We start from the raw sequence: 20,786 nt of genomic DNA, 5'->3' as shown, positions 1-20,786 counted from the left end.
GCACGATGGCGCGCGCAGGACTCTATAAGAGTGACGTCCAGAAGGCGCGCGACGCGCTGCTGGCCCAACGCAAGAAGCCGTCAGTCGACGCGGTGCGAGTGGCCTTGGGCAACACGGGCTCCAAGACCACGATCCACCGCTACTTGCGTGAACTGGAAGGAGAGGAAGGCGGCGGTCCGGCGAGGACGGTAGCCGTTAGTGATGCTTTGCAGGACTTGGTTGCGCGCTTGGCCTCGCGGCTCCAGGAGGAAGCAGAGGCCATCCTCACCCAGGAGCGTGAGCGCCATCAGGCTGAGCTCCACAGTCGGCAACAGGCGCTTTCCGGTGCCCAAGAGGAGGCTGCCGCCTTGAGCAGTCGGCTGCAGCGCACCGAAGCAAGCCTGCACCAAGAGCAAGCTGCTCACGCCCTCCTTCAACAGAATCTAGGTGACAGGATCGCGGAAATCGCCCAGTTGAACGAGCGCATCGCTGGCATGACGGTGCGGCTGGCTGATCATGAGGCGCATACGCGTTCTCTGGAGGACAAGCATGCCCATGCCCGGGAAGCGCTTGAGCACTACCGCACTTCAACCAAAGAGCAGCGTGAGCAAGAGCTTCGCCGTCACGAGCATCAGGTCCAAGAGCTGCAAGTAGCCTTACGTCAGGCCAATGAAGCCTTGGGCGCGAAGAATCAGGAGCTGTTGGTGCTGAACCGCGACAATGGTCAATGGCTGGAGCGCCACGGGCGGATTGAGCGTGAGCTTGCCCAGCTACGACAGGCCCACGAAGGCCAACACAGCGAGGTCGTGGCGTTGCGCCAGACCGCGACGGACTATTTGGCACTGCAGGAGCGCTGGAAGACTGACGCCAAGACCTTGGATACCATGCGCAACGAGCTAGCTCAAGTTCAAGACACCCTTGCGCGGGAGCGTGAGCGCCGCGAGAGCGCTGAAGCCGATGCGTTGCGTGCCAATGCACGTCTTGAAGCGCTAGAGCCTCTACTGAATCAACTGACGCCAGCACAAAATGCGGTGAAGAAAACTCGGCGCGGCCATGCGCAAGATGGGGGAGCCGACTGACGAGGCTGCTCGTTTGTCTGCTAGCGGCTGGGGTGGCGCTCACCTGTCCAGTACGCCCATTCCATAGGGACGACCCAATCTACAAACAGTTTGGCTACTGAGGACTCCGGTGCCAAATGATAGGGCTTGAACATGCCTTGCTCGGGCGAACTGGTCATCAGGTAGCGCAGGCGCTTCTGGACCTCCTGAAAGATGGCTTCCCGCACATGGGCGCTGTCGTGCACGCCAAGACGCATCGCCACCGAGGCACCTTGGCGTACCGCCGCCCAGCAGCAGTAACGCCACCGCGCGATCGGCAAGCCCCGCGGTCCGGATTGAAAGACGAACCCCACATCACGTGCCCAGCCTGGGTCGAAGTGATGTTTGAGCAATTGCTGCTCCAGAAACTGCTCGGTCTCCCAGAGTGCAAGTTCATCCCACAGCTCCAGTTTCGCGTCCGCCAAGTCTACATCGTGTGCCATATCGCCGAGTTGGTCTTCCAGCACCGGGAGCAGGTGCCTGCGCTCGTGGGTAGACCAGGCGAAAGCCCATTGCAGATCTTCGATGGGCGTGACCTCGGCATCGGGGCGGATCTGCCATCGATCCGCTGGCCAGGGAACTTGGATCAAGGCCAAGTCTCGCAGCGTGTCCAGCACCAGCAAGGTGGAGCGGCGTGTGGGCGCCACCGGTAGGCGTCGTAGCTGCGCGGCTAACAGTGCGGCTAGGAAAAGGGTGCCACGAAGGCCCAACTCCTCGATGCTGGCGACCCCAGATGGCGTCATTGACGAGGTTCCGGGCATGCGGTTTCCGGGGATGAGGGAGCGGCGTGGCTCCTGGGGGGGGGGGGGGGGGCGGCGCTACCGGTGTCGCCGGTTGCCTCAAAGCTAAGAATATCTTAGTATGCAAGGCAGGGTACATCCGCCATCCTTATGGGGTCTCCATGGGGTGCGCGCGTGACTTTGTCCGTCGACTCAACACCGACCTTCGCTCGACGCCTCAAACAAGCCCGCCTGCACACGGGTTTGTCGCAGAAGGAGTTGGGCATCCGGGCCGGTCTGGATCCTCACGTGGCCAGCCCCCGAATCAACCAGTACGAGCGTGGCAAGCACGAGCCCATGCTGGAGATTGCTGAGCGGTTGGCCCAAGCGTTGGGGATCCCCGCCGCCTTCCTTTACACCGACGATGATCTGCTGGCCAAGTTGCTCCTGCGCTGGGGCTCGCTAAGCAAGCAGCAGAAGCGCGAGTTGGTGAAGCTGATCGAGGCCACGCCCGAGAAGTAAACCGAACAAGCGCTCGCCCTATGGGCAACTCTTCGCCTCAACCCGCCCTTTGGGCGCTTCTGGAGGGAGCTGCAGTGTCCGCGGCTAGTGCGACTGACAAGTCGCGACATCTCAGGCTTACTTGAGATTTTGTTCACGACCGATACACACGCGCCTTGTCTCAAGTGATATACCATGTCGCCCGTGTCAGCCTCCTCACTTCTACTGCGACTGTTCCTGATCGCCATGCTCGTGCTTAACGGCGCGTGGTCGGCGTTTGCGTCCGTCAGTATGAACCCGGTCATGGAAGAGCAGGCCAGCGAAGTGGCTGCCGCGGTGCAAGTCGACGAAGACTGCTTCGCCCATCACAGTGCTGAGCATCATCCCGATGCCACATCGATTGAAAAGGCTGGCACTGGGCATGGCGACCATGCCGGTCCCGACTGTTGCAAGTCTTCTGCGTGCCGGTGCGCCTGCGTACACGCTTGCGCGAGCGCACTTCCTGCGCGCCTGCATGTTTCGGTGCAACTGGCCTTGGGCCTGGATGTCATGCCGCTGCCCCTAGGGCATGCGGCACCTGCCTTGCCTCATCTGATCCGACCACCGATCGGCTAAGCGTCCCTAGGCGCCGCAATGGCGCCGTTGGTGTGGCTTGCATGCCTGTTTAGGCCAGCCGCCCGCTCTGTACCACCGCCCGCCGGTGGCAACACGACGCTTGGAGCATTTTCATGTCGCATGATGATTTTCGTGGTCCACGCGGTGGACCGCTGCTGCCTTCGCGGCGGCGATTTGTCCAAGGCTTGGCCTTGGGAGGCGCAGTCGCAGGATTAGGTTTCTGGCCCAAAGCCAGTTGGGCGCTCAAGGGGCCGGGACAACCCAACGTACTATCGGGCACTGAGTTTGACCTGACCATTGGCGAGACGCCGATGAACTTCACCGGCAAGACCCGCACCGCGATCACGGTCAACGGGTCCGTTCCGGCGCCGTTGCTGCGGTGGCGGGAAGGCACCACGGTCAACTTGCGCGTCTCTAATGCATTGCCCGCTAACTCCATCCATGGCGCGGACACCTCCATCCATTGGCACGGCATCATTTTGCCGGCCAACATGGACGGCGTGCCGGGTCTGAGCTTTGACGGTATCGGACGTGGTGAGACCTACCACTACCGGTTCACCCTGCATCAGGGCGGAACCTACTGGTACCACAGCCACTCAGGGTTCCAGGAACAAGCCGGGCTCTATGGCCCGATCGTCATCGACCCATTGGAGCCGGAGCCCTTCAGTTTCGATCGCGACTACGTCGTGATGCTGAGCGATTGGACAGACCTGGACCCGACGGCCCTGTTCGATCGTTTGAAGAAGATGCCGGGCCATGACAATTACTACAAGCGCACGGTCGGCGATTTTGCGCGCGATGTGAAGCGCAACGGCCTGTCGGCCACGTTGGAAGATCGCAAGATGTGGGGCGTGATGCGGATGACGCCCACGGACCTGTCCGACGTCAACGCCAACACCTACACCTACCTGATGAACGGCACGACCTCACTGGGCAACTGGACCGGTTTGTTCCGCAGTGGCGAGAAGGTGCGCCTGCGTTTCATCAATGGCTCTGCCATGACGTACTTCGATGTGCGTATTCCGGGGCTGAAGATGACCGTGGTGGCGGCAGATGGCTTGTATGTCCATCCGGTTTCCGTCGACGAGTTCCGCATCGCGGTAGCAGAAACCTTCGATGTGATCGTGGAGCCCTCCGGGCAGGACGCATTCACCATCTTTGCCCAAGACTCCGGTCGCACCGGCTACATCAGCGGCACGCTCGCTGTGCGCGAAGGATTACGCGCGCCCGTTCCGTCTGTGGATCCCCGGCCGCTGCTGACGATGGCAGACATGGGCATGGATCATGGGTCGATGGATATGTCTGGCGGCAGCAAGGGCATGGAAGGCGGCTGTGGTGCGGCCATGGGCATGCCTGGCATGACCCCATCTGTCAGCGGTAACGCGACCTCGGCCCATGCAGGCCATGCGATGCCCGCCGCCGGCGATGGTGCCATGGCAGGCATGCAGCACGGGGGCATGCAATCACACCCTGCTAGCGAGACCAACAATCCCCTGTTGGACAACCAAGCCATGAGCGTGAGTTCGCGCTTGGATGATCCGGGCAATGGCCTGCGCGATAACGGCCGTCATGTGCTGACGTATTCCATGCTCAAGAGCACCTTTGAAGACCCTGACGGACGCGACCCCGGTCGCGAGATCGAGCTGCATCTGACCGGACACATGGAGAAATTCTCCTGGGGCTTCAACGGTCAGAAGTTTTCCGATGTCGAGCCGCTGCGGCTGAACTACGGCGAGCGTATGCGCATCGTATTGGTTAACGACACGATGATGACCCATCCCATCCATTTGCACGGCATGTGGAGTGACGTGGAGGACGACAACGGCAACTTCATGGTGCGCAAGCACACGGTGGATATGCCGCCAGGTAGCCGACGCACGTATCGCGTGCGTGCCGATGCGTTGGGCAGCTGGGCGTTCCATTGCCACCTGCTTTATCACATGGAAGCCGGAATGATGCGCACGGTGAGGGTCGACGAATGAACATCAATAGACGCGATACCACCCTGACTGCGCTGACGGCTATCTCGCTGGCCCTGGCCAATGCGGCCAGCGCCCAATCTATGCAGCACGGCTCCATGCAGATGGAGCAGGGCGCGCAGACCCAGACTCAGGATCACTCTGCACATCAGGCACCGACATCAAAACCTGCGCCAGCCCAAAAGCCTGCAACACCGGCCAAGACGAGCGAAGCGACGATCGATCATGCGGCGATGGGCCACGCCGAGCCGCAGGCTAACGCAGCCGAGCCTGCCATGCAGGGCATGGACCATTCGCAGATGGGGCACGGCTCGCCCGCGAGCACACCTGCGGCGCCCACAGCGCAGGCGCAGTCGATGCAGGGCATGGATCACAGTCAGATGGCACAGCCCGCTGCAGCCGACACCTCCGGCACGGCCACGCCTGCGATGCAGGGGATGGACCATTCGCAGATGGGCCATGATTCGCCCGCGCCCGCTACACCAGAAGCGGGAATGCAATCGATGGAGGGCATGGACCACAGTCAGATGGGACACGGGCCTGCAGCGCCAACGCAGCCGCGCACCCCGATTCCCGCGGTGACGGACGCGGATCGCAAGGCGGCCATCGCGCCGGAACACGCGCATCCGGTGCATGACAACTCGATCAAGAGCTACGTGCTGCTCAATCGCCTGGAAACCTGGGATGCCGATCCGGGCACCGGGCTGGGCTGGGAGGGCCAGGGCTGGATCGGTACGGACCTCAATCGCGTCTGGCTCCGCAGTGAAGGCGAACGCACGGATGGTCAGACCGAGTCGGCTGATCTGGAAGTGCTTTACGGCCGCAGTATCTCCACGTGGTGGGATGTGGTGGCCGGTGTGCGTCATGACTTCAAGCCTGGGGCATCGCAGAACTTCGCCGCTATCGGTGTACAGGGCTTGGCGCCGATGAAGTTCGAAGTGTCCGCCACAGCCTATCTCGGCGAAGGGGGCCAGACTGCCGCCAATGTCGAGGCCGAGTACGAATTGCTGCTAACCAACCGGCTGATCTTGCAGCCGCTGGTGGAAGTCACCGCCTATGGCAAGAACGATCCATTGCGCGGGATAGGTTCGGGTCTGAGTGCCGCTGAGGCGGGGCTACGACTTCGCTATGAGTTCACCCGAAAGTTCGCTCCCTACATCGGCGTGGTGTACGAGCGCGCGTTTGGCAATACCGCAGACATGCGACGCGAGCATGGCGAGTCCTTTGAAGACACGCGCTTGGTCATCGGCCTTCGTACCTGGTTCTAAGGGGAACTGACAATGAAATCCAACAAAAAGATGTGGGTATGGCTCGGTGCCGGCGTGGCATTGGTTGCGGTGGTCGCAACCGCCACGCTCTCTCTGGGCGTGTACAACGTGGCCGCCGACGATCCGCATAGTCGCCCGGTGTATGCGCTACTTGAAACGGCGCGCGAGCGTTCCATTGAGGTGCGCGCCGCCAAGCTTCAGCTACCCACGAACCTTGATGATCCTGAGCGTATCCGCCAGGGTGCGGGCAACTACAACGCCATGTGCGTGACCTGCCATCTTTCACCAGACGCGGCGGCCACCGAGATGAGCAAGGGCCTGTACCCCGCGCCACCGAACCTAAGCAAACAGCCGGTCGCTCCAGCTGAGGCGTTCTGGGTGATCAAGCACGGCATCAAGGCCAGCGGCATGCCCGCTTGGGGCGGCAGCATGGACGATGAGTTCATATGGAACATGTCGGCCTTCCTGCAGAAGTTGCCCACGCTGGACGCGACTGCGTACAAGGAACTTGTCGACAGCAGCGAGGGCCATTCGCATGGCGGCGGCGAGACGCAAGGCCACCATGACGACGAAAAGGCCGAGGATCACCCTGCCTTATTCGAGCCGGGCAACAACTCCATGCCGCATGCGCACCCGCCGGGCGTGGACGACGATCACCACGGCCCGACACCCAGCGACACGGAAGTCGGGTTGGTGAGCCACGGCCATCCCGACGGCAAGGTGGAGTCGCACCCTGCACCACACACGCCCGTGGCCGATGACGGCCATGCGCACCCCCATTGATCTCCTTGGAGCCCACGCAATGAACGCAACAGCAATCTCGTTCACCCTCGCACTGGCACTGGCCGTCGTGTCCCCCGCAATGGCGCAGGCGACACAGCCGCACGCACATCACCCCGCTGCCGCGGCATCTGCGGACGTCGACGTCCCAGTCACTGCAGAGGCCGCGGTCGCCGTAGCGGAGCGTTTCAACAGGGCCCTGTCTAGCGGCGATCTGGCCACGGTCGAAGCCCTGCTCGCTGCCGACGTTCTCATCCTCGAGTCCGGGGGCGCCGAACGCAGCCGCGAGGAATACATGGGCCATCACGCAGTCAGCGATGCGGCGTTCCTCAAGGGCGCCCATCGCCAGCTGCTCCGTCAGCGCGCACGAGCCGCTGGCGAGTTCGCGTGGGTCGGAACCGAAAGCGAGTTGCATGCCCAGAAGGACGGCCAGCCACTGACCGTCCAGAGCGACGAGACGATGGTGCTGAAGGAGACCGCGGACGGCTGGCGGATCGTCCACATCCACTGGTCCTCGCGGACCAAGCGCTGAGTCGAGAGATTGAAATGACTACGCTCACATTGCACCGTCTGACTTTTGTGGTCCTTGCCGTGGCTGGTCTGGGTGCTTGCACCCAGGATGCTTCATCCGCGCAACCCACAACCTCGCCCTCCGCACAGGTTGTCGTCCAATCAGCCGACGCGACTCCAGCAGCCCTGCCACGCATGACCGTCCACAAGACCCCGACCTGCGGGTGCTGCGGTGTCTGGATCGACCACGTGCAGAAGGCGGGATTCACCGTGGATGTGCACGACATGGATGACCTGGGTCTGGTCAAGGAGCGGTTGGGTGTCCCCTATGCAAAGGGCTCCTGCCACACGGCCGAGATCGGCGGATACGTCATCGAAGGCCACGTTCCGGCCGCGGACATCAAGCGTCTCCTCGAAGAAAAGCCGAACGCACGCGGCCTGGTCCTCCCAGGGATGCCGCTTGGTTCTCCGGGCATGGAGGTCCCGGAGGGACGCCAGCAGCCGTTCACGGTCGAGCTGATACATCGCGACGGAACCACTGAACCGTTCGCACAGCACTGATCCGTCGCAGCAACAGGGGACGGTGTTGCGGGCGCGCCGATTCTCGCCCGCGAGGAAGAAGGAGAACTACATGACTCACCATTCCGCAGCACACCGGCCCCAGGCCATGAACGAGTGCATCGACAACTGCACGCAATGCCATGCGATCTGCCTGGAGACCATCAACTACTGCCTGACCAAAGGAGGTGTTCACGCGGCCCCGGAGCACATCGCCCTGTTGGCGACGTGTGCCGATACCTGCGCAACCAGTGCCGACGCGATGCTGCGCGGTGCCAGCGTTCACGACGTGGTTTGCGGTGCCTGCGCGGAGATCTGCCGCCAGTGCGCCGATGCATGCGACGCCATGAACGACCCTGAGATGACGCGCTGCGCCGAAGTTTGTCGCCGCTGCGCGGAAAGCTGCAGCGCCATGGCAGCGTAATGCGTCGAGGATCCCGCCTGAGCCGGTGGGATCCTCGTCTCGCGAAAGCGGAAGTATCAAGAAAATCCGACAAATCGTGGTTTCAGTGACAGTCCGACATCTAACGCTTGTCGCATCGAACACAGCGCGGCCCCTCCCGAACGGGCTTTGCATCACATTCCAATGAGGATTTATCCATATGAAGTCGTCCAACGTCATTCGCTCCTTCGCGCTCGTCCTCGCAATCGCGGCCGGGCAGTTTTCGCTGCAGGTCGCGCACGCCCACGCCGCGCTGCAGCAGTCCACACCGGCGGCAAATGCGGTGGTGGCCTCGCCAGGCCAGATCGATCTCGTGTTCAACGAGACATTGATTCCGCGGGCGTCGCGTCTCAAGTTGCTCATGAAGCACGGCAGTTCCACCATGCCGATCGAGAATTTCACGACCGAGATCGTCAACAACGGCAAGACCCTGCGTGCCAAGTTGCCTGGACCGCTGGCTCCGGGCGTCTATACCGTGGAATACCGCGCCGTCGGTGGTGACAACCACCCCATGCCGGGCAGCTTCAGCTTCACGGTGCGCTGAGGAGTCGCGAATGTTCGACCTGTCGGCTTATGCACTGAGATTCTTGGAATACCTTGTCATCATGGTTCTTTTCGGGGTTCCACTCTTCGGTTGGTACGGGTCGCGTCGATCGGCACTCGCCGACGCCTTGGCCGGGTGGTCACTCATGGGCGTTCTATTGGCGGGTGCCGTAGCCGGTCTCGTGCTCACCGGGCTCGATGTCGTCTTCAAGACCGCGGGCATCATGGGAATGCCGCTTGCCGAGGTTGATCGCGCATCGCTTGGCTGGTATCTGCTCGAGACGTCCGCGGGCCGGGCAGCCATGGCGAGAGGCGCGCTGCTGGTCGCCCTGATGTTCGTGCTCGGATGGCATCGTCGCCGCGGGAAGGTGGAGACCGCCTTCCCGCTGGGGGCGATGCTGGCGGGCGGCGCACTCGCTTCGCTGGCATGGAACGGCCACGCCGCCGCTGGCGAGGGCTTGGCAGGCGCGGTCCGGCTTGCTGCAGGCATCGTCCATCTTCTCGCGGCAGGCGGCTGGATCGCAGCGGTCCTGATGTTCCTTGCCATGCTGCTGCGCGGCAAAGAGACGAACGGCAGCGGGCGTCTGCGATCAACGCATGACTTTCTGCATGGTTTTTCGACGCTGGGAACGATCTTCGTTGGTGCGCTCATCGTGTCCGGCATCGCGCACTACGGGGATCTCACCGCGTGGTCGTTTTCGGCCCTGTTCCAGAGCACCTACGGGAAGTTGCTGCTTTTCAAACTGGCCCTGTTCGCTGGAATGCTGGGTTTGGGAGCGCTGCACCGATGGACGCTGGTGCCGCGCTTGGAACGAGCGCTGACCAGCGGAGATCCCGCGCAGGAGGTGCGGGCTTTGCGGCAGAGTGTTACGGCTGAGGCCGCGCTGGCCATCTTGATCCTGATTGTTGTTTCAGTGCTCGGGACGCTCAGCCCCGAATAGCTGTGTAACCCGCAATGGCACACTGCCTTGGCAGTCCATCCCCACTAAAGCGAGCATCGGCATGAACTCACCGTCGTCCCATGACCATCACCATTCTGCAGGCGCAGCCCCTGTCGAGGCTGCGGATGGACGGGTCATCACCAATCCCGTCCGCTATACGGACGATGCTCCCCAGCAAGTTGAAGTGACCGCCCCAGCAGCGGTGGCCCAACCCAGCGGTACCCACGCCACGGTCTACACCTGCCCGATGCATCCGCAGATTCGTCAGCCAGGTCCCGGCACCTGTCCGATCTGCGGCATGGCGCTGGAGCCGGAGATGCCCTCGCTGGAGGAGGACGACAATCCAGAGTTACGCGATTTCACCCGAAGGTTCTGGTGGACGTTGCCTTTGACGTTGATCGTCCTGGTCTTGGCCATGCTGGGACACCGTCTGCCCGGCTTGTCCACGCAGGCGCGCACCTGGATTGAGCTCGTGCTGAGCGCCCCGGTGGTGCTCTGGGCGGGGTGGCCTTTCTTTGAGCGCTGCCTACAGTCCATCGGCAATCGCAGCCCCAACATGTGGACGCTGATCGGCATCGGCGTGGCCGCCGCGTTTGGCTACAGCGTGGTGGCCACCGTGGCACCGGACCTGTTTCCGGACTCTTTCCGCGAGCATGGACGGGTAGGGGTCTACTTCGAGGCGGCAGCGGTCATCGTCTCGCTCACCCTGCTCGGACAGCTGCTGGAACTGCGGGCGCGTTCCAAAACCTCGGCGGCCATCAAGTCCCTGCTGGGATTGGCGCCCAAGACGGCTCGCCGCGTCAAACCCGATGGGGGCGAAGAGGACGTTGCGCTGGATCACGTGCACGTGGGTGATCTGCTTCGCGTACGACCGGGCGAGAAGGTGCCGGTCGATGGGGAAGTCATCGAAGGCCGCGCCAGTGTCGATGAGTCGATGCTGACCGGTGAACCCATTCCGGTGGAGAAGGCTGTCGGTGATCACGTTATAGGCGCCACGCTCAACGGGACGGGCGCCTTAGTCATCCGGGCGGACAAAGTCGGATCCGGGACGGTACTGGCGCAGATTGTGCAGTTGGTAGCCCAAGCCCAGCGCTCCCGCGCGCCGATGCAGCGTATGGCGGACAAGGTGGCGTACTGGTTTGTCCTGGCCGTGCTGGCCACGGCGGTGCTCACGTTCTTCGGATGGGGTCTGTTTGGACCCGAACCGTCCTGGACCTTTGCCGTCCTCAATGCCGTATCGGTTCTGATCATTGCTTGCCCGTGTGCCTTGGGTTTGGCTACCCCCATGTCGATCATGGTCGCCACTGGCCGCGCTGCGCAGGTCGGGGTCCTGTTCCGCGATGCTCAGGCGATCGAGCAGCTACGTCTGATCGACACGTTGATCGTGGACAAGACCGGTACGTTGACCGAGGGGCGTCCAGCCTTTCGCGACACGCTCTCCAACGCCGGCTTCGACGCCGATCAGATCCTTTGTTTGGCCGGCAGCTTGGAGCAGGGCAGTGAGCACCCCTTGGCCGAGGCCATCGTGGCTGAAGCCCAGCGACGTGGCTTGAACCTGGTGGCCGCCCAAGATTTTGATTCGCTCACCGGCCAAGGCGTCCGCGGGCGCGTGTCCGATCAGGATGTCGTGCTCGGCAACCAAAGCCTGATGGCGTCGGTTGGCGCCGATGTAGCACCTTTGCAAAGCAGCGCCGAGCGTCTTCGGAAAGAAGGCGCTAGCGTGATGTTCCTGGCGGTCAATGGTCGGTTGGCCGGCGCCATTGCGGTGGCTGATCCCATCAAAGCCACGACCTTGCCTGCCTTGAACCTGCTACGTGCCGATGGCCTGCACGTGGTGATGGCCTCCGGTGACGCACAGGCGACGGCCGAGGCCGTGGGGCGCACGCTGGGCATCGAGGATGTGCGTGGTGGCGTCAAGCCGCAGGACAAGGCCGACCTGGTCCAGCAACTCAAAGCCCAGGGTCGTCGCGTGGCCATGGCTGGCGATGGCATCAACGATGCGCCGGCCCTGGCGGCAGCCGATGTGGGCATCGCGATGGGGACGGGCACGGATGTGGCCATGTCCAGCGCCCAGCTCACCCTGGTCAAGGGTGATTTGAGGCGCATCGTGCAAGCCCGTGCCATCTCGTCTTTGACGGTGGCCAATATGAAGCAGAACCTGGGCTTCGCCTTCGTCTACAACGCCATCGGCGTGCCTATCGCCGCCGGCTTGCTGTATCCCAGCTTCGGCCTTTTGCTCAGTCCGATGATGGCGGCCCTGGCCATGAGCCTGAGCTCGGTTTCGGTGGTCACCAATGCCCTGCGTTTGTCCGGCTCCACCGTTGTTGCCACCCCCCACCCTGACCGCGCCGATGAGCCTGCGCGCGGCCATTCCTGTCACTGATGGCTCATATCCCACAAGGAGTACTGCAATGAAGCATTATGCCTCCCTCTCGATGATGGCCTTGTTCCTGATGGCGGGCGCGGCCTTCGCCGGCGGCCAGACCACCACGCCCACCACCGACCACGGTCAGCACAAGCCGGCGGCGGCCGATGCCGATTTCACCAAGCTCGATGCCAACAAGGACGGCTCGCTGTCCAAGGAAGAACTGGCCAAGCACAAGCTGGCGCCGCACTTTGGCATGCTCGATAGCAACAAAGATGGCAAGCTGAGCCCGCAGGAATTCGCTGCCGGCAAGGGTATGTAAGTGTTCTCAGCCCGGGAGCTGTTCCAACAGTTCCCGGGTTCTTCCGCCGTTCTGCCATTCCCACGGAGATTGTTATGTCCTCTTCGCACGGTACGCACGAAAACGCGCAAGACCCGCAGTCCCAGCACGCAAAACCGCACGCCTCACACCAACCTGCCCACCAGGCACAACAAGGGCATCAAGGCCATTACGGCCGCCTGTTGTTGATGATGGGCCTGTCTTTCGTGGCCATGTACGCATTGATGTACGCAATGGTCGATCAGTGGGCTAACGTCTATAACAACGTGAACCAGTTCTACATGGCGGGCCTGATGGCCGCTCCCATGCTGCTGATCGAGCTGTGGCTAATGTCCAGCATGTACCCCGATCGCCGACGCAATCTGATTCTGGCTGGTCTGACGGTGGCGTTCATGCTGTTCTGCTGGTGGGGCATTCGCACTCAAGCAGCGGTCACTGACAAACAGTTCATCCGTTCGATGATTCCCCACCACGCTGGCGCCATCCTGATGTGTGAGGAGAATCGTCTGAAGGATCCTGAGTTGGTGAAGCTCTGCCAGGACATTATTACCTCGCAGACACAGGAGATCGCGCAAATGAAGCAGTTGCTGGCTGAGCGTTCCCATTAGCTCACTGCCTTTTGCCAGCCGATATCACTTCACTGAGCCTGCGCACTGACCATTCGGTGGATCAAACGCGCGGCCACACGTGCGGTGGCTTGATCCGGATCCAGGGGCGGACACAGTTCCGCCACGTCGACCACACGTACCTTGCCCGAGGCCATGACCAGATCCAGCAGGGCTTCCAGGACCTCCAGACTCACCCCGCGTGGGTTGGGGGCGCTCACGCCCGGGGCCACCACCATTGAGTACGCCGGCAAGATCACCAGCGGCTTGGGTAGCTACACCCAGTGGCGTGGCTTGGGCTCACTGCGTATGGGCAAGAACCGTTGGACCGGCGTCTATTCGGCGCAGTACATCGGCAGCGCGGACGACATCATCGCCGTGCCCGACACGATCGGCTCGCATGTGTCCAGCGTGGTGTACCACAGCCTGCAACTGAGCTACGGCATCAAGAAGAAGTGGGATATCTCCGCCGGCGTTGAAAAAGTGCTCGATAAGAAGGCGCCGTTCGTGAAGAACAACCCCAACACCGACACCGACACCATGACGTACGACTTGCTGGGTCGTCGCTGGAATGTCCGCTTTGGTTACCACTGGTAAGCCACGATCACGAGGAGCTACACATCATGAGAAACACGCAACTATCCGCCACACTACTGCTGTTCGCTGTGGCCGGCAGTGCCGGTGCGCACGACCTGTTTGTCGCTTTCTCCAAGCCTGGCACCGCAGCGGGCGAGGCGAACACAGCGTTGGTGAACAATGGCACCTTCGATGAAAGTGCAGGTGCAGTCACCCGAGCGCGTCTACAGGACGTTTCGCTGAGTCAGGGCGGCGCTAAGGCTGCACCGGACTTGGCCAGTTGGAAAGAGGTCGGCAAGCAGAGCCAGCTCACCGTGCATCCGGCGGGCGAGGGCACCTATCTGCTGGGGGTCTCGACGATGGCCTCCACCAGCACGCGTACGGCCAGCGAGTTCGGCAAGTACCTGGAGTTGGAAGACTTGCCCGATACCCTGGCCACCTATGATGCGAGCAAGTTTCCCAAAGGGGTCACCTATAGCTATACCAAGCATGCTCGTACCATTGGACAGGTGGGCACAAAACTGACCGACGATTTCGCTGCCTCGCTGGGCTATCCGCTGGAGATCCGCTTGGCCCGCAATCCTGGAAGCGTGAAGGTCGGCGAACAGCTGTCGTTCCAGGTGCTGCAGCAGGGCACGCCAGTGCCCAACCTACGCGTGTACGTCGGTCATCGTGCTGACGCACCGGTCAAGGGTGGGCACGGTAGCGCTACGCTCCTGCGCACCGATGCCCAAGGCCAAGCCAGTTTCCAGGTGACCACCGCCAAGACCTGGTACATCCACACCAATCACATGGTGCCCTCTACACAAAAGGGTTTGGATTTTGTGTCGGATCGGGCGTCGCTGAGCTTTGAGATTTCCCCGCACGCCGGGCACTGATAAGTAAGCATGTAGGCGGTACTCTCCCCTTTGACGCCAGTCATGACTTCTTCCATGACTGGCGTCTTTTTGTGGGGACTTACCTCAAGTGCTCAGTCTGTCTCTCATTGGTCGCCCCGCGCCGCGCGCAATCCACGTCGCCGCACTAGATAGAACGCTGCGGGAATCACCACCATAGAGAGCACCGGTGCGGTGAGCATGCCACCCAGCATCGGCGCGGCGATACGTTGCATGACCTCCGAGCCGGCACCGGCACCGACGAAAAGCGGAAACAACCCGGCCAGGATGACGGCTACCGTCATCGCCTTCGGGCGCACCCGTTGCACGGCGCCTTCGTAGATAGCCTCTTGCAGGGTAGACACATCTTCCGGCGCACCGCTGGCCAAGCGCTGCTCCCAGGCATGACGCAGGTACAGCAGCATGATGACGCCGAACTCAGCCGCAACGCCGCCCAGGGCGATGAATCCGATCATGCTGGCCACCGAAATCGCATGGCCCAGCCCCCAGATCAACCAGAAACCGCCCACCAACGCCAAGGGCAAGCTGAGCAGGATGATGGATACATCGCTAAGCCGGCGAAACACCATCCAGATGACCAGGAAGATGATCGCCAACGCCGCGGGCACCACCCATTGCAGGCGTGCCAAAGCCCGTTGCAGATACTCGTACTGCCCCGACCACGCCAGACCATAGCCGGCAGGCAAACTCACCTGGGTCTGCACCGCGGCTTGCAGGTCCTGGACCACCGATCCCAAGTCGCGATCGGCCACATCCACGTAGATGTAGCCCACCAACCGGCCGTTATCGCTCTTGAGCATCGGCGGGCCTGGGCTGATTGACAGCTCCGCCACCTGGCTCAAGGTCAGTTGCACACCGCCTGGCGCGATCAGCGGCAGATCCTGCAAGGCCTGCAACGAGTCACGCTGGCCACGGGGGTAGCGCAAGACGATGGGATAGCGTTCGCGCCCCTCGATCGTTTCCCCGATTGGATCACCGCCAACGACCGTGGCAATCAGTTGCTGGAGTTGGCCTTGAGTGAATCCGTAACGTGCAGCGATTTCCGGGCGCACCTGTACATCGACATAGCGCCCACCCGTGACGCGTTCGGCCAGTGCCGAACTCACGCCGGGCACAGTCTTGGCCACCTGCTCGATCTGCTGGCTCAGGCGCTCGATCTGCTCCACATCGGGTCCGGAGACCTTGATCCCAATCGGGCTCTTGATGCCGGTGGCCAACATATCGATGCGATTGCGAATGGGCGGGACCCATAGGTTGGTCAGACCGGGAATCTTGACCGCTGCGTCCAACTCCTGGCGTAGCTTCTGGGGGGTCATGCCCGGGCGCCATTGATCCCGCGGCTTGAAGGTCACGGTGGTCTCAAACATTTCGATCGGTGCCGGATCGGTCGCACTTTCGGCACGGCCCGCCTTGCCGAACACGTGCTCAACCTCCGGTACGGTCTTGATCATCCGGCCCGAGAGCTGGAGCAACTGACGGGCCTTGTCGGCGGACAGGCCGGGCAGGGCCGTGGGCATGTACAACAGGCTGCCTTCTTCCAAGGGCGGCATGAACTCACTGCCCAACCGGCTAAAGGGGATCAAGGTGAGCACTAGCAGCAGGCCGCTGAGCAGCAAGGTGACACCGGGATGTTTGAGGACCCACAGCAGGATGGGCCGATAGCCAGCGATCAGGATGCGATTGATGGGGTTCTGCTGTTCCGGGCGGATGCGGCCGCGGATCAGGTAGCCCATCAAGACGGGGATCAAGGTCACCGACAACCCTGCTGCGGCGGCCATCGCGTAGGTCTTGGTGTAGGCCAGAGGCGAGAACAATCGCCCTTCCTGCGCCTGCAGGGCAAAAACCGGCACGAAAGACAGGGTGATGACCAGCAAGCTGGCGAACAGGGCCGGTCCGACCTCGGCCGCCGAGCGGGCCATCAGCTGCCAGCGCTCCTCACCCTGAGGTTCCCGGCCGTGCGCCTCCCGCCAGTGCTCCAGATGCTTGTGTGCATTTTCGATCATCACCACCGCTGCATCGACCATCGCACCAATGGCGATGGCGATGCCGCCTAATGACAGCAAGTTGGCGGAGATCCCCTGGGCGTGCATCACGATGAAGGCCGCCAGGATACCCAAAGGCAGGGTGATGACGGCCACCAACGCCGAGCGTAGGTGCCACAGGAACAGCAGGCATACCAGCGCTACGACCAGAAACTCTTCGCCAAGCTTGTGGGTGAGGTTGCGTACCGCATCCTGGATCAGCTCGGAGCGGTCGTACACCGGCACCACTTCCACGCCCTCGGGCAAGCTGGATTGCAACGCCTGCAGTCGCGCTTTGACGTTCCGAATGGCCCCCAAGGCATCCTTGCCGGTCCGCAGGACGATCACGCCGCCGGCCACCTCACCTTGACCATCCAACTCTGCGATACCACGACGGAAGACCGGCCCGCGACTGATCGTGGCCACCTCGCCGAGCAGGACGGGGATGCCGTCGTTGCCGGTTACCGGCACCTGTTCGAACGCCTCCTGTGTGCGCAGGTAGCCTTCGCTGCGCACCATCAGTTCGGCTTCGCCTTGTTCGATCACCGAGCCCCCGGTAGCGCCGTTGGCCGCATCCACCGCCTCGATGAGCTCGGCCACCGTCAGTCCACGGGCCGCCAACGCCTGCGGATCGGGCTGGATCTGCCAGGCGCGCACCGCACCGCCCACACTGGCTACTTCAGCCACGTCCGGCACGGTTTTTAGCTCATAACGAAGAAACCAGTCCTGCAACGCACGCAGCTGCCCCACATCACGTTGACCTGTCCGATCCACCAAGGCGTACTGGTAGATCCAGCCCAGTCCTGTCGCATCAGGACCCAGCGCCGGATTCACATTCGGCGGAAGTCGATCGCGTACCTGGCTCAAGTACTCGAGCACTCGAGAGCGCGCCCAGTAAAGATCAGTGGCATCGTCAAACAGGATGTAGACGAATGAATCACCGAAGAAGGAGAAGCCGCGTACCGCCTTCACGCCCGGCACGGACAACATCGTGGTGGCCAACGGGTAGGTGACCTGGTCTTCGATGATGCGCGGGGTTTGCCCCGCCCATTGCGTGCGGATGATGACCTGGGTATCGGACAGGTCCGGCAGCGCATCCAGCGGCGTGTTCTTTACCGACCAGATACCGACCACCGCCAGCAGCGCGGCGGCAACCAGCACCAGCACGCGATTGGCGATGCAAGCATGGATCAGGCGCGCGATCATGGTGTGCCCTCCATCGCTTCGGACATGACCTCGCTTGCCTGGCAATCAGCGGCTGCGGCGGGGCCGAACTTGGGTACCAACTGCATATCCATGAACGGTGACTTGCCCGGCTTGTCGAAATGCTTCTCCGGCACCATCGGGTCATACCAGTACTGCACCGGGCAGCGCGGCGGCGTAGAGGTGGAGGTGTCTGGCGCGACAGGCGCCGGCTGTCTGGACGGTGACGGCACGACAGTGCGTGGTTCGTGCCCGGCGTCATGGCGCTCGTGCACACCTGATGCGCTGGCAGGGCGTGTCGGTTGTGCAGCACCCAGGCGCTCCAACGCACCGGAGAGACTGGCTTCGGAGTCGAGCAAGAACTGACCCGAGACGACCACGCGTTCACCACCGGCCAAGCCTGCCACGATCTGCGTGCGCCCTTGCACGCTACGTCCCACACTCACCCGCACTGGCCGGAAGCTCCCGTCCGGATCCTGCACGATGACCCGGCTGTCCCGCCCGGTGGCGATCAGCGCCTCCGTGGGAACGACTGGCAGGGCCTGCTCGGCGTCGGGCTGCACCAGAACCTCGGCGAACATGCCCGGCACCAGCCGACGCTGCGGGTTGCGCAGCACAATTCGCGCCCGCTGCGTGCGACTAGCCATGTCGACCTGGGGAAGCAACGCCTGGATCTGTCCGGCAAAGCGCTCTGCCGGCCAGGCACTGACCGTGGCCTGCACTGAGGTCCCCGGCCGCAAGGTGCCCAGCGCTGCCTGGGGTACCGAGGCCTCCAGCCACAACGTGTCCAGCCCATTGATCTTGAACAGTGGCGTACCGGGCATCACCGTCTGTCCCTCGCGTGCCAGGATCTCGGTCACGACACCACTGTGGTCTGCGCTAAGCACGACGCCACTTCTGGCCGAGGCGCCAGAAGGAACACCCAACGAACGCAACCGTTGTTGCGCCGCACCCTGCAGCTCACGCGCGCCCGCGGACTGAGCTTGGCTCAGGGCATGTGCTTCGGCGATGGCCGCGTTCCATGCCGGGGCCTGCACGGTGGCCAGCGTTTGACCACGACGAACCTCGGTAAACGGCGCCTTTACCTGCACGTGGGTGATCAAGCCTTCCATGCGCGCACTGATCACGCTTTCCTGGGTCAGATCCCACGTCAGTGTGCCCGGCACGCGTACGGCAGTCCCTAGTAACTCTACCGTCACTTCCTGAGTGCGTATGCCCACGTTCTGCTGCAGGCGCGGATCGATCTGCGTTCCGCCCCCTATGGCCTCATCTGCGTATTTGGGCAGCAACTCCATATCCATGAACGGAGATTTGCCCGGCTTGTCGAATCGCTGCTCCGGCGCCATGGGGTCGTACCAGTACAGCACCTTGCGTGCTTGATCTGCGACGCTCGTGCCGGGGGGCGGGGTGGTATCAGAGGTTCGAGTCATCCAGGCGTAGCCGCCGGCAAAGCCGAGCGCCAGCAACCCGAGGGCCACGGCGAGCTGTGTGAGACGCGTCTTGGTCGGGCTCATGGCGTGTTCTCCTCATGGGGTAGCAGATAGGCCAGTGCCGCCCAGGCACGGCCCTGTTCGCCCAGCAGACGGGCGTTCTCCAGGTGCAATTCGATCTCATCGCGCCGCGCTTCCAGCCACGGCTGCAGGTCGGCACCGGCGCCGTAGGCGGCCAACGCCGTGCGTGCACGATCGCGCGCCAAAGGCAGGCTCTGCGTGTTCTGGCGCTCCAACTGGCCGGTTAACCCGCGCCATCGCGCTATCGCGCGTTGCACCGACTCGGCTTGGATGCGCCGGGCCTCATCGCGCTCTGCGGACACCGCCTCCAGCTCGGCCCGCCGTGCCGCGATGCCTCGTGCTTGGCGGTTCTTCTGGAACAGCGGCAGGCCCACACCCACTTCCACCATGAGCATGTCGCTGCGCGCCATGCCGTCGGGTGCGCGCTCGCGACGTCCGTAGGTGAGCTCCACACTCCAATCCGGGCGGGTTTCGGCCACGGCCGCATCCACCTGGGCCTGGGCTAAGCTCTCGCGTGCCTCCCAGCCCAGTAGTGGCGTGTGTTGGTCCAGTTTGGCCAGCAGTTGGGTGGGCTCCAATGGCAACTGCGAAAAATCCGGTGCCGCACCACTGGCCAAGATCGCCTCTGGTGCAATACCCAACCACCGCGCCAGGCCGGCCTGCGCGGCGGCGTGCTCCGCATGTACCTGCTCCAGGCGATTGTCCAACTGCAGTAGGGCGGCCTGGGCGGCAAGCACATCACTGGCCCCGGCCGTGCCGCCTGCCAAGCGAGCACGCGCCGCACGCTCGGCTATACGGGCCGGCTCGCGCAGACCTTCCAACGCATCTACGGCTTGCTGCGTACTCCACAGCTCGATCCAGGCCAGCGCGGCCGCTTGGGCCACCATCTGCTGTTCGGCCATCGACAGTGAGCGCGCTTGCGCCAGCGTCGCTTGCGCCAACGCGTGCTCGGCACGTCGTTTCGCACGCGCAGGAAACTCCTGCATCAGACCGATTTGCTGGGTGGTCATCTCATCGGCCCGCAAGCTGAAGGCATCGGGTCCGCTGACGGGCCAGTTCGCCAGCCCCACGATCAAACGTGGGTCGGGAAGCGCGCCAGCACGCGCGGCTTCTTCGGTACTGGCATCGATCTGCGATCGGCGCACCTGCAGGGTTGGGGCGTTAGCAAGCGCCCGTTGTAGGGCTTCTGTGTAGCTGATCGGGATAGCGGGCGATGCCGCCAGCACAGGACCACTGAGCGCCAGGGCAAACACGAACCCACACGCCATCTTGCGCCTTGCACGCAAGAAGAAAGACATCTCCATAAGACCTCCGGGAAACGACAACGAGCGCGCTGC

At 62.8% G+C, this 20,786-nt stretch carries 21 protein-coding genes; 16 read left to right on the top strand and 5 right to left on the bottom strand.

Going from position 1 to position 20,786, the window contains the following annotated elements:
- Window positions 1–5 precede the first annotated feature (5 nt).
- Window positions 6–1,058, top strand: a complete 1,053-nt coding sequence (locus AC2A1N_RS20680) for a DNA-binding protein (protein ID WP_021201903.1) — start codon at window positions 6–8, stop codon at window positions 1,056–1,058.
- 20 nt (window positions 1,059–1,078) lie between these two features.
- Here AC2A1N_RS20680 and AC2A1N_RS20675 read toward each other — a convergent pair whose 3' ends face one another.
- Window positions 1,079–1,837, bottom strand: a complete 759-nt coding sequence (locus AC2A1N_RS20675) for a hypothetical protein (RefSeq protein WP_223224790.1) — start codon at window positions 1,835–1,837, stop codon at window positions 1,079–1,081.
- A 129-nt stretch (window positions 1,838–1,966) separates the two neighbouring features.
- On the opposite strand from AC2A1N_RS20675, the gene AC2A1N_RS20670 reads away from it, so the two are divergent.
- The 13 genes from AC2A1N_RS20670 to AC2A1N_RS20610 all read left to right on the top strand — a co-directional run bounded on the left by AC2A1N_RS20670 (window position 1,967) and on the right by AC2A1N_RS20610 (window position 13,245).
- Complete coding sequence (locus AC2A1N_RS20670; protein ID WP_043033515.1) at window positions 1,967–2,317, top strand: helix-turn-helix domain-containing protein; 351 nt, start codon at window positions 1,967–1,969, stop codon at window positions 2,315–2,317.
- A gap of 174 nt (window positions 2,318–2,491) precedes the next feature.
- Window positions 2,492–2,911 (top strand): transcriptional regulator CopL, encoded by a 420-nt coding sequence (copL, locus tag AC2A1N_RS20665; RefSeq protein ID WP_012480218.1) that lies wholly within the window; start codon window positions 2,492–2,494, stop codon window positions 2,909–2,911.
- A 113-nt stretch (window positions 2,912–3,024) separates the two neighbouring features.
- Entirely contained in the window at window positions 3,025–4,893 is a 1,869-nt protein-coding gene (locus AC2A1N_RS20660; RefSeq protein WP_311184595.1) for a copper resistance system multicopper oxidase, read from the top strand.
- Complete coding sequence (locus AC2A1N_RS20655; protein ID WP_005413421.1) at window positions 4,890–6,158, top strand: copper-binding protein CopB; 1,269 nt, start codon at window positions 4,890–4,892, stop codon at window positions 6,156–6,158. Before AC2A1N_RS20660 ends, AC2A1N_RS20655 begins: the two co-directional genes overlap by 4 nt.
- A 12-nt stretch (window positions 6,159–6,170) precedes the next feature.
- Complete coding sequence (locus tag AC2A1N_RS20650; RefSeq protein WP_005413420.1) at window positions 6,171–6,941, top strand: c-type cytochrome; 771 nt, start codon at window positions 6,171–6,173, stop codon at window positions 6,939–6,941.
- Window positions 6,942–6,960: 19 nt separating this feature from the next.
- A complete protein-coding gene (locus tag AC2A1N_RS20645; protein ID WP_031269112.1) occupies window positions 6,961–7,470 on the top strand; it encodes a nuclear transport factor 2 family protein in 510 nt (169 codons plus the stop codon).
- A gap of 14 nt (window positions 7,471–7,484) precedes the next feature.
- On the top strand, window positions 7,485–8,009 hold the full coding sequence (locus AC2A1N_RS20640; RefSeq protein WP_012480214.1) for a DUF411 domain-containing protein: 525 nt from the start codon (window positions 7,485–7,487) through the stop codon (window positions 8,007–8,009).
- Window positions 8,010–8,079: 70 nt separating this feature from the next.
- Window positions 8,080–8,430, top strand: coding sequence for a four-helix bundle copper-binding protein (locus tag AC2A1N_RS20635; protein WP_012480213.1), 351 nt, complete (start codon window positions 8,080–8,082; stop codon window positions 8,428–8,430).
- Between the two features lie 178 nt (window positions 8,431–8,608).
- Entirely contained in the window at window positions 8,609–8,992 is a 384-nt protein-coding gene (gene copC, locus AC2A1N_RS20630) for a copper homeostasis periplasmic binding protein CopC (protein ID WP_005413416.1), read from the top strand.
- Between the two features lie 10 nt (window positions 8,993–9,002).
- Window positions 9,003–9,932, top strand: coding sequence for a copper homeostasis membrane protein CopD (copD, locus tag AC2A1N_RS20625; RefSeq protein WP_017354978.1), 930 nt, complete (start codon window positions 9,003–9,005; stop codon window positions 9,930–9,932).
- Window positions 9,933–10,179: 247 nt separating this feature from the next.
- Window positions 10,180–12,315 carry a copper-transporting P-type ATPase gene (locus AC2A1N_RS20620; RefSeq protein ID WP_024957401.1) on the top strand — a complete coding sequence of 712 codons (2,136 nt, stop codon included), beginning with the start codon at window positions 10,180–10,182 and terminating at the stop codon, window positions 12,313–12,315.
- A gap of 28 nt (window positions 12,316–12,343) precedes the next feature.
- On the top strand, window positions 12,344–12,619 hold the full coding sequence (locus AC2A1N_RS20615) for an EF-hand domain-containing protein (protein WP_311184594.1): 276 nt from the start codon (window positions 12,344–12,346) through the stop codon (window positions 12,617–12,619).
- Between the two features lie 74 nt (window positions 12,620–12,693).
- Window positions 12,694–13,245: a DUF305 domain-containing protein gene (locus AC2A1N_RS20610; protein ID WP_031269107.1), complete on the top strand. Its 552-nt coding sequence runs from the start codon at window positions 12,694–12,696 to the stop codon at window positions 13,243–13,245.
- A 29-nt stretch (window positions 13,246–13,274) separates the two neighbouring features.
- Here AC2A1N_RS20610 and AC2A1N_RS20605 read toward each other — a convergent pair whose 3' ends face one another.
- Window positions 13,275–13,481 (bottom strand): arginase family protein, encoded by a 207-nt coding sequence (locus tag AC2A1N_RS20605; protein ID WP_005413410.1) that lies wholly within the window; start codon window positions 13,479–13,481, stop codon window positions 13,275–13,277.
- Between AC2A1N_RS20605 and AC2A1N_RS20600 the strand changes: the two genes are divergently transcribed.
- Together AC2A1N_RS20600 and AC2A1N_RS20595 are read left to right on the top strand one after the other, a co-directional pair.
- Window positions 13,399–13,839 (top strand): TonB-dependent receptor, encoded by a 441-nt coding sequence (locus AC2A1N_RS20600; RefSeq protein WP_229298439.1) that lies wholly within the window; start codon window positions 13,399–13,401, stop codon window positions 13,837–13,839. The genes AC2A1N_RS20605 and AC2A1N_RS20600 overlap by 83 nt on opposite strands.
- Before the next feature lie 26 nt (window positions 13,840–13,865).
- Window positions 13,866–14,696 (top strand): DUF4198 domain-containing protein, encoded by an 831-nt coding sequence (locus tag AC2A1N_RS20595; protein ID WP_049452571.1) that lies wholly within the window; start codon window positions 13,866–13,868, stop codon window positions 14,694–14,696.
- A 104-nt stretch (window positions 14,697–14,800) separates the two neighbouring features.
- Here the strand turns inward: AC2A1N_RS20595 and AC2A1N_RS20590 are convergent, their stop codons facing one another.
- Genes AC2A1N_RS20590 through AC2A1N_RS20580 form a run of 3 tightly spaced genes read right to left on the bottom strand, consistent with a single transcriptional unit; the run spans window position 14,801 to window position 20,753 of the window.
- The gene (locus AC2A1N_RS20590) at window positions 14,801–17,941 is read right to left on the bottom strand and encodes an efflux RND transporter permease subunit (RefSeq protein ID WP_005413407.1); all 3,141 of its coding nucleotides are present in this window, start codon (window positions 17,939–17,941) and stop codon (window positions 14,801–14,803) included.
- Window positions 17,938–19,452, bottom strand: coding sequence for an efflux RND transporter periplasmic adaptor subunit (locus AC2A1N_RS20585; protein ID WP_005413406.1), 1,515 nt, complete (start codon window positions 19,450–19,452; stop codon window positions 17,938–17,940). Before AC2A1N_RS20585 ends, AC2A1N_RS20590 begins: the two co-directional genes overlap by 4 nt.
- Window positions 19,449–20,753: a TolC family protein gene (locus tag AC2A1N_RS20580; RefSeq protein ID WP_170935783.1), complete on the bottom strand. Its 1,305-nt coding sequence runs from the start codon at window positions 20,751–20,753 to the stop codon at window positions 19,449–19,451. The genes AC2A1N_RS20585 and AC2A1N_RS20580 overlap by 4 nt, the downstream gene beginning before the upstream one ends.
- Window positions 20,754–20,786 lie beyond the last annotated feature (33 nt).

The organism is Stenotrophomonas maltophilia group sp. SKK55 (assembly GCF_057179845.1).
The sequence above is the reverse complement of the archived record's forward strand: the minus strand, read 5'-3'. Positions and strand labels throughout refer to the sequence as shown.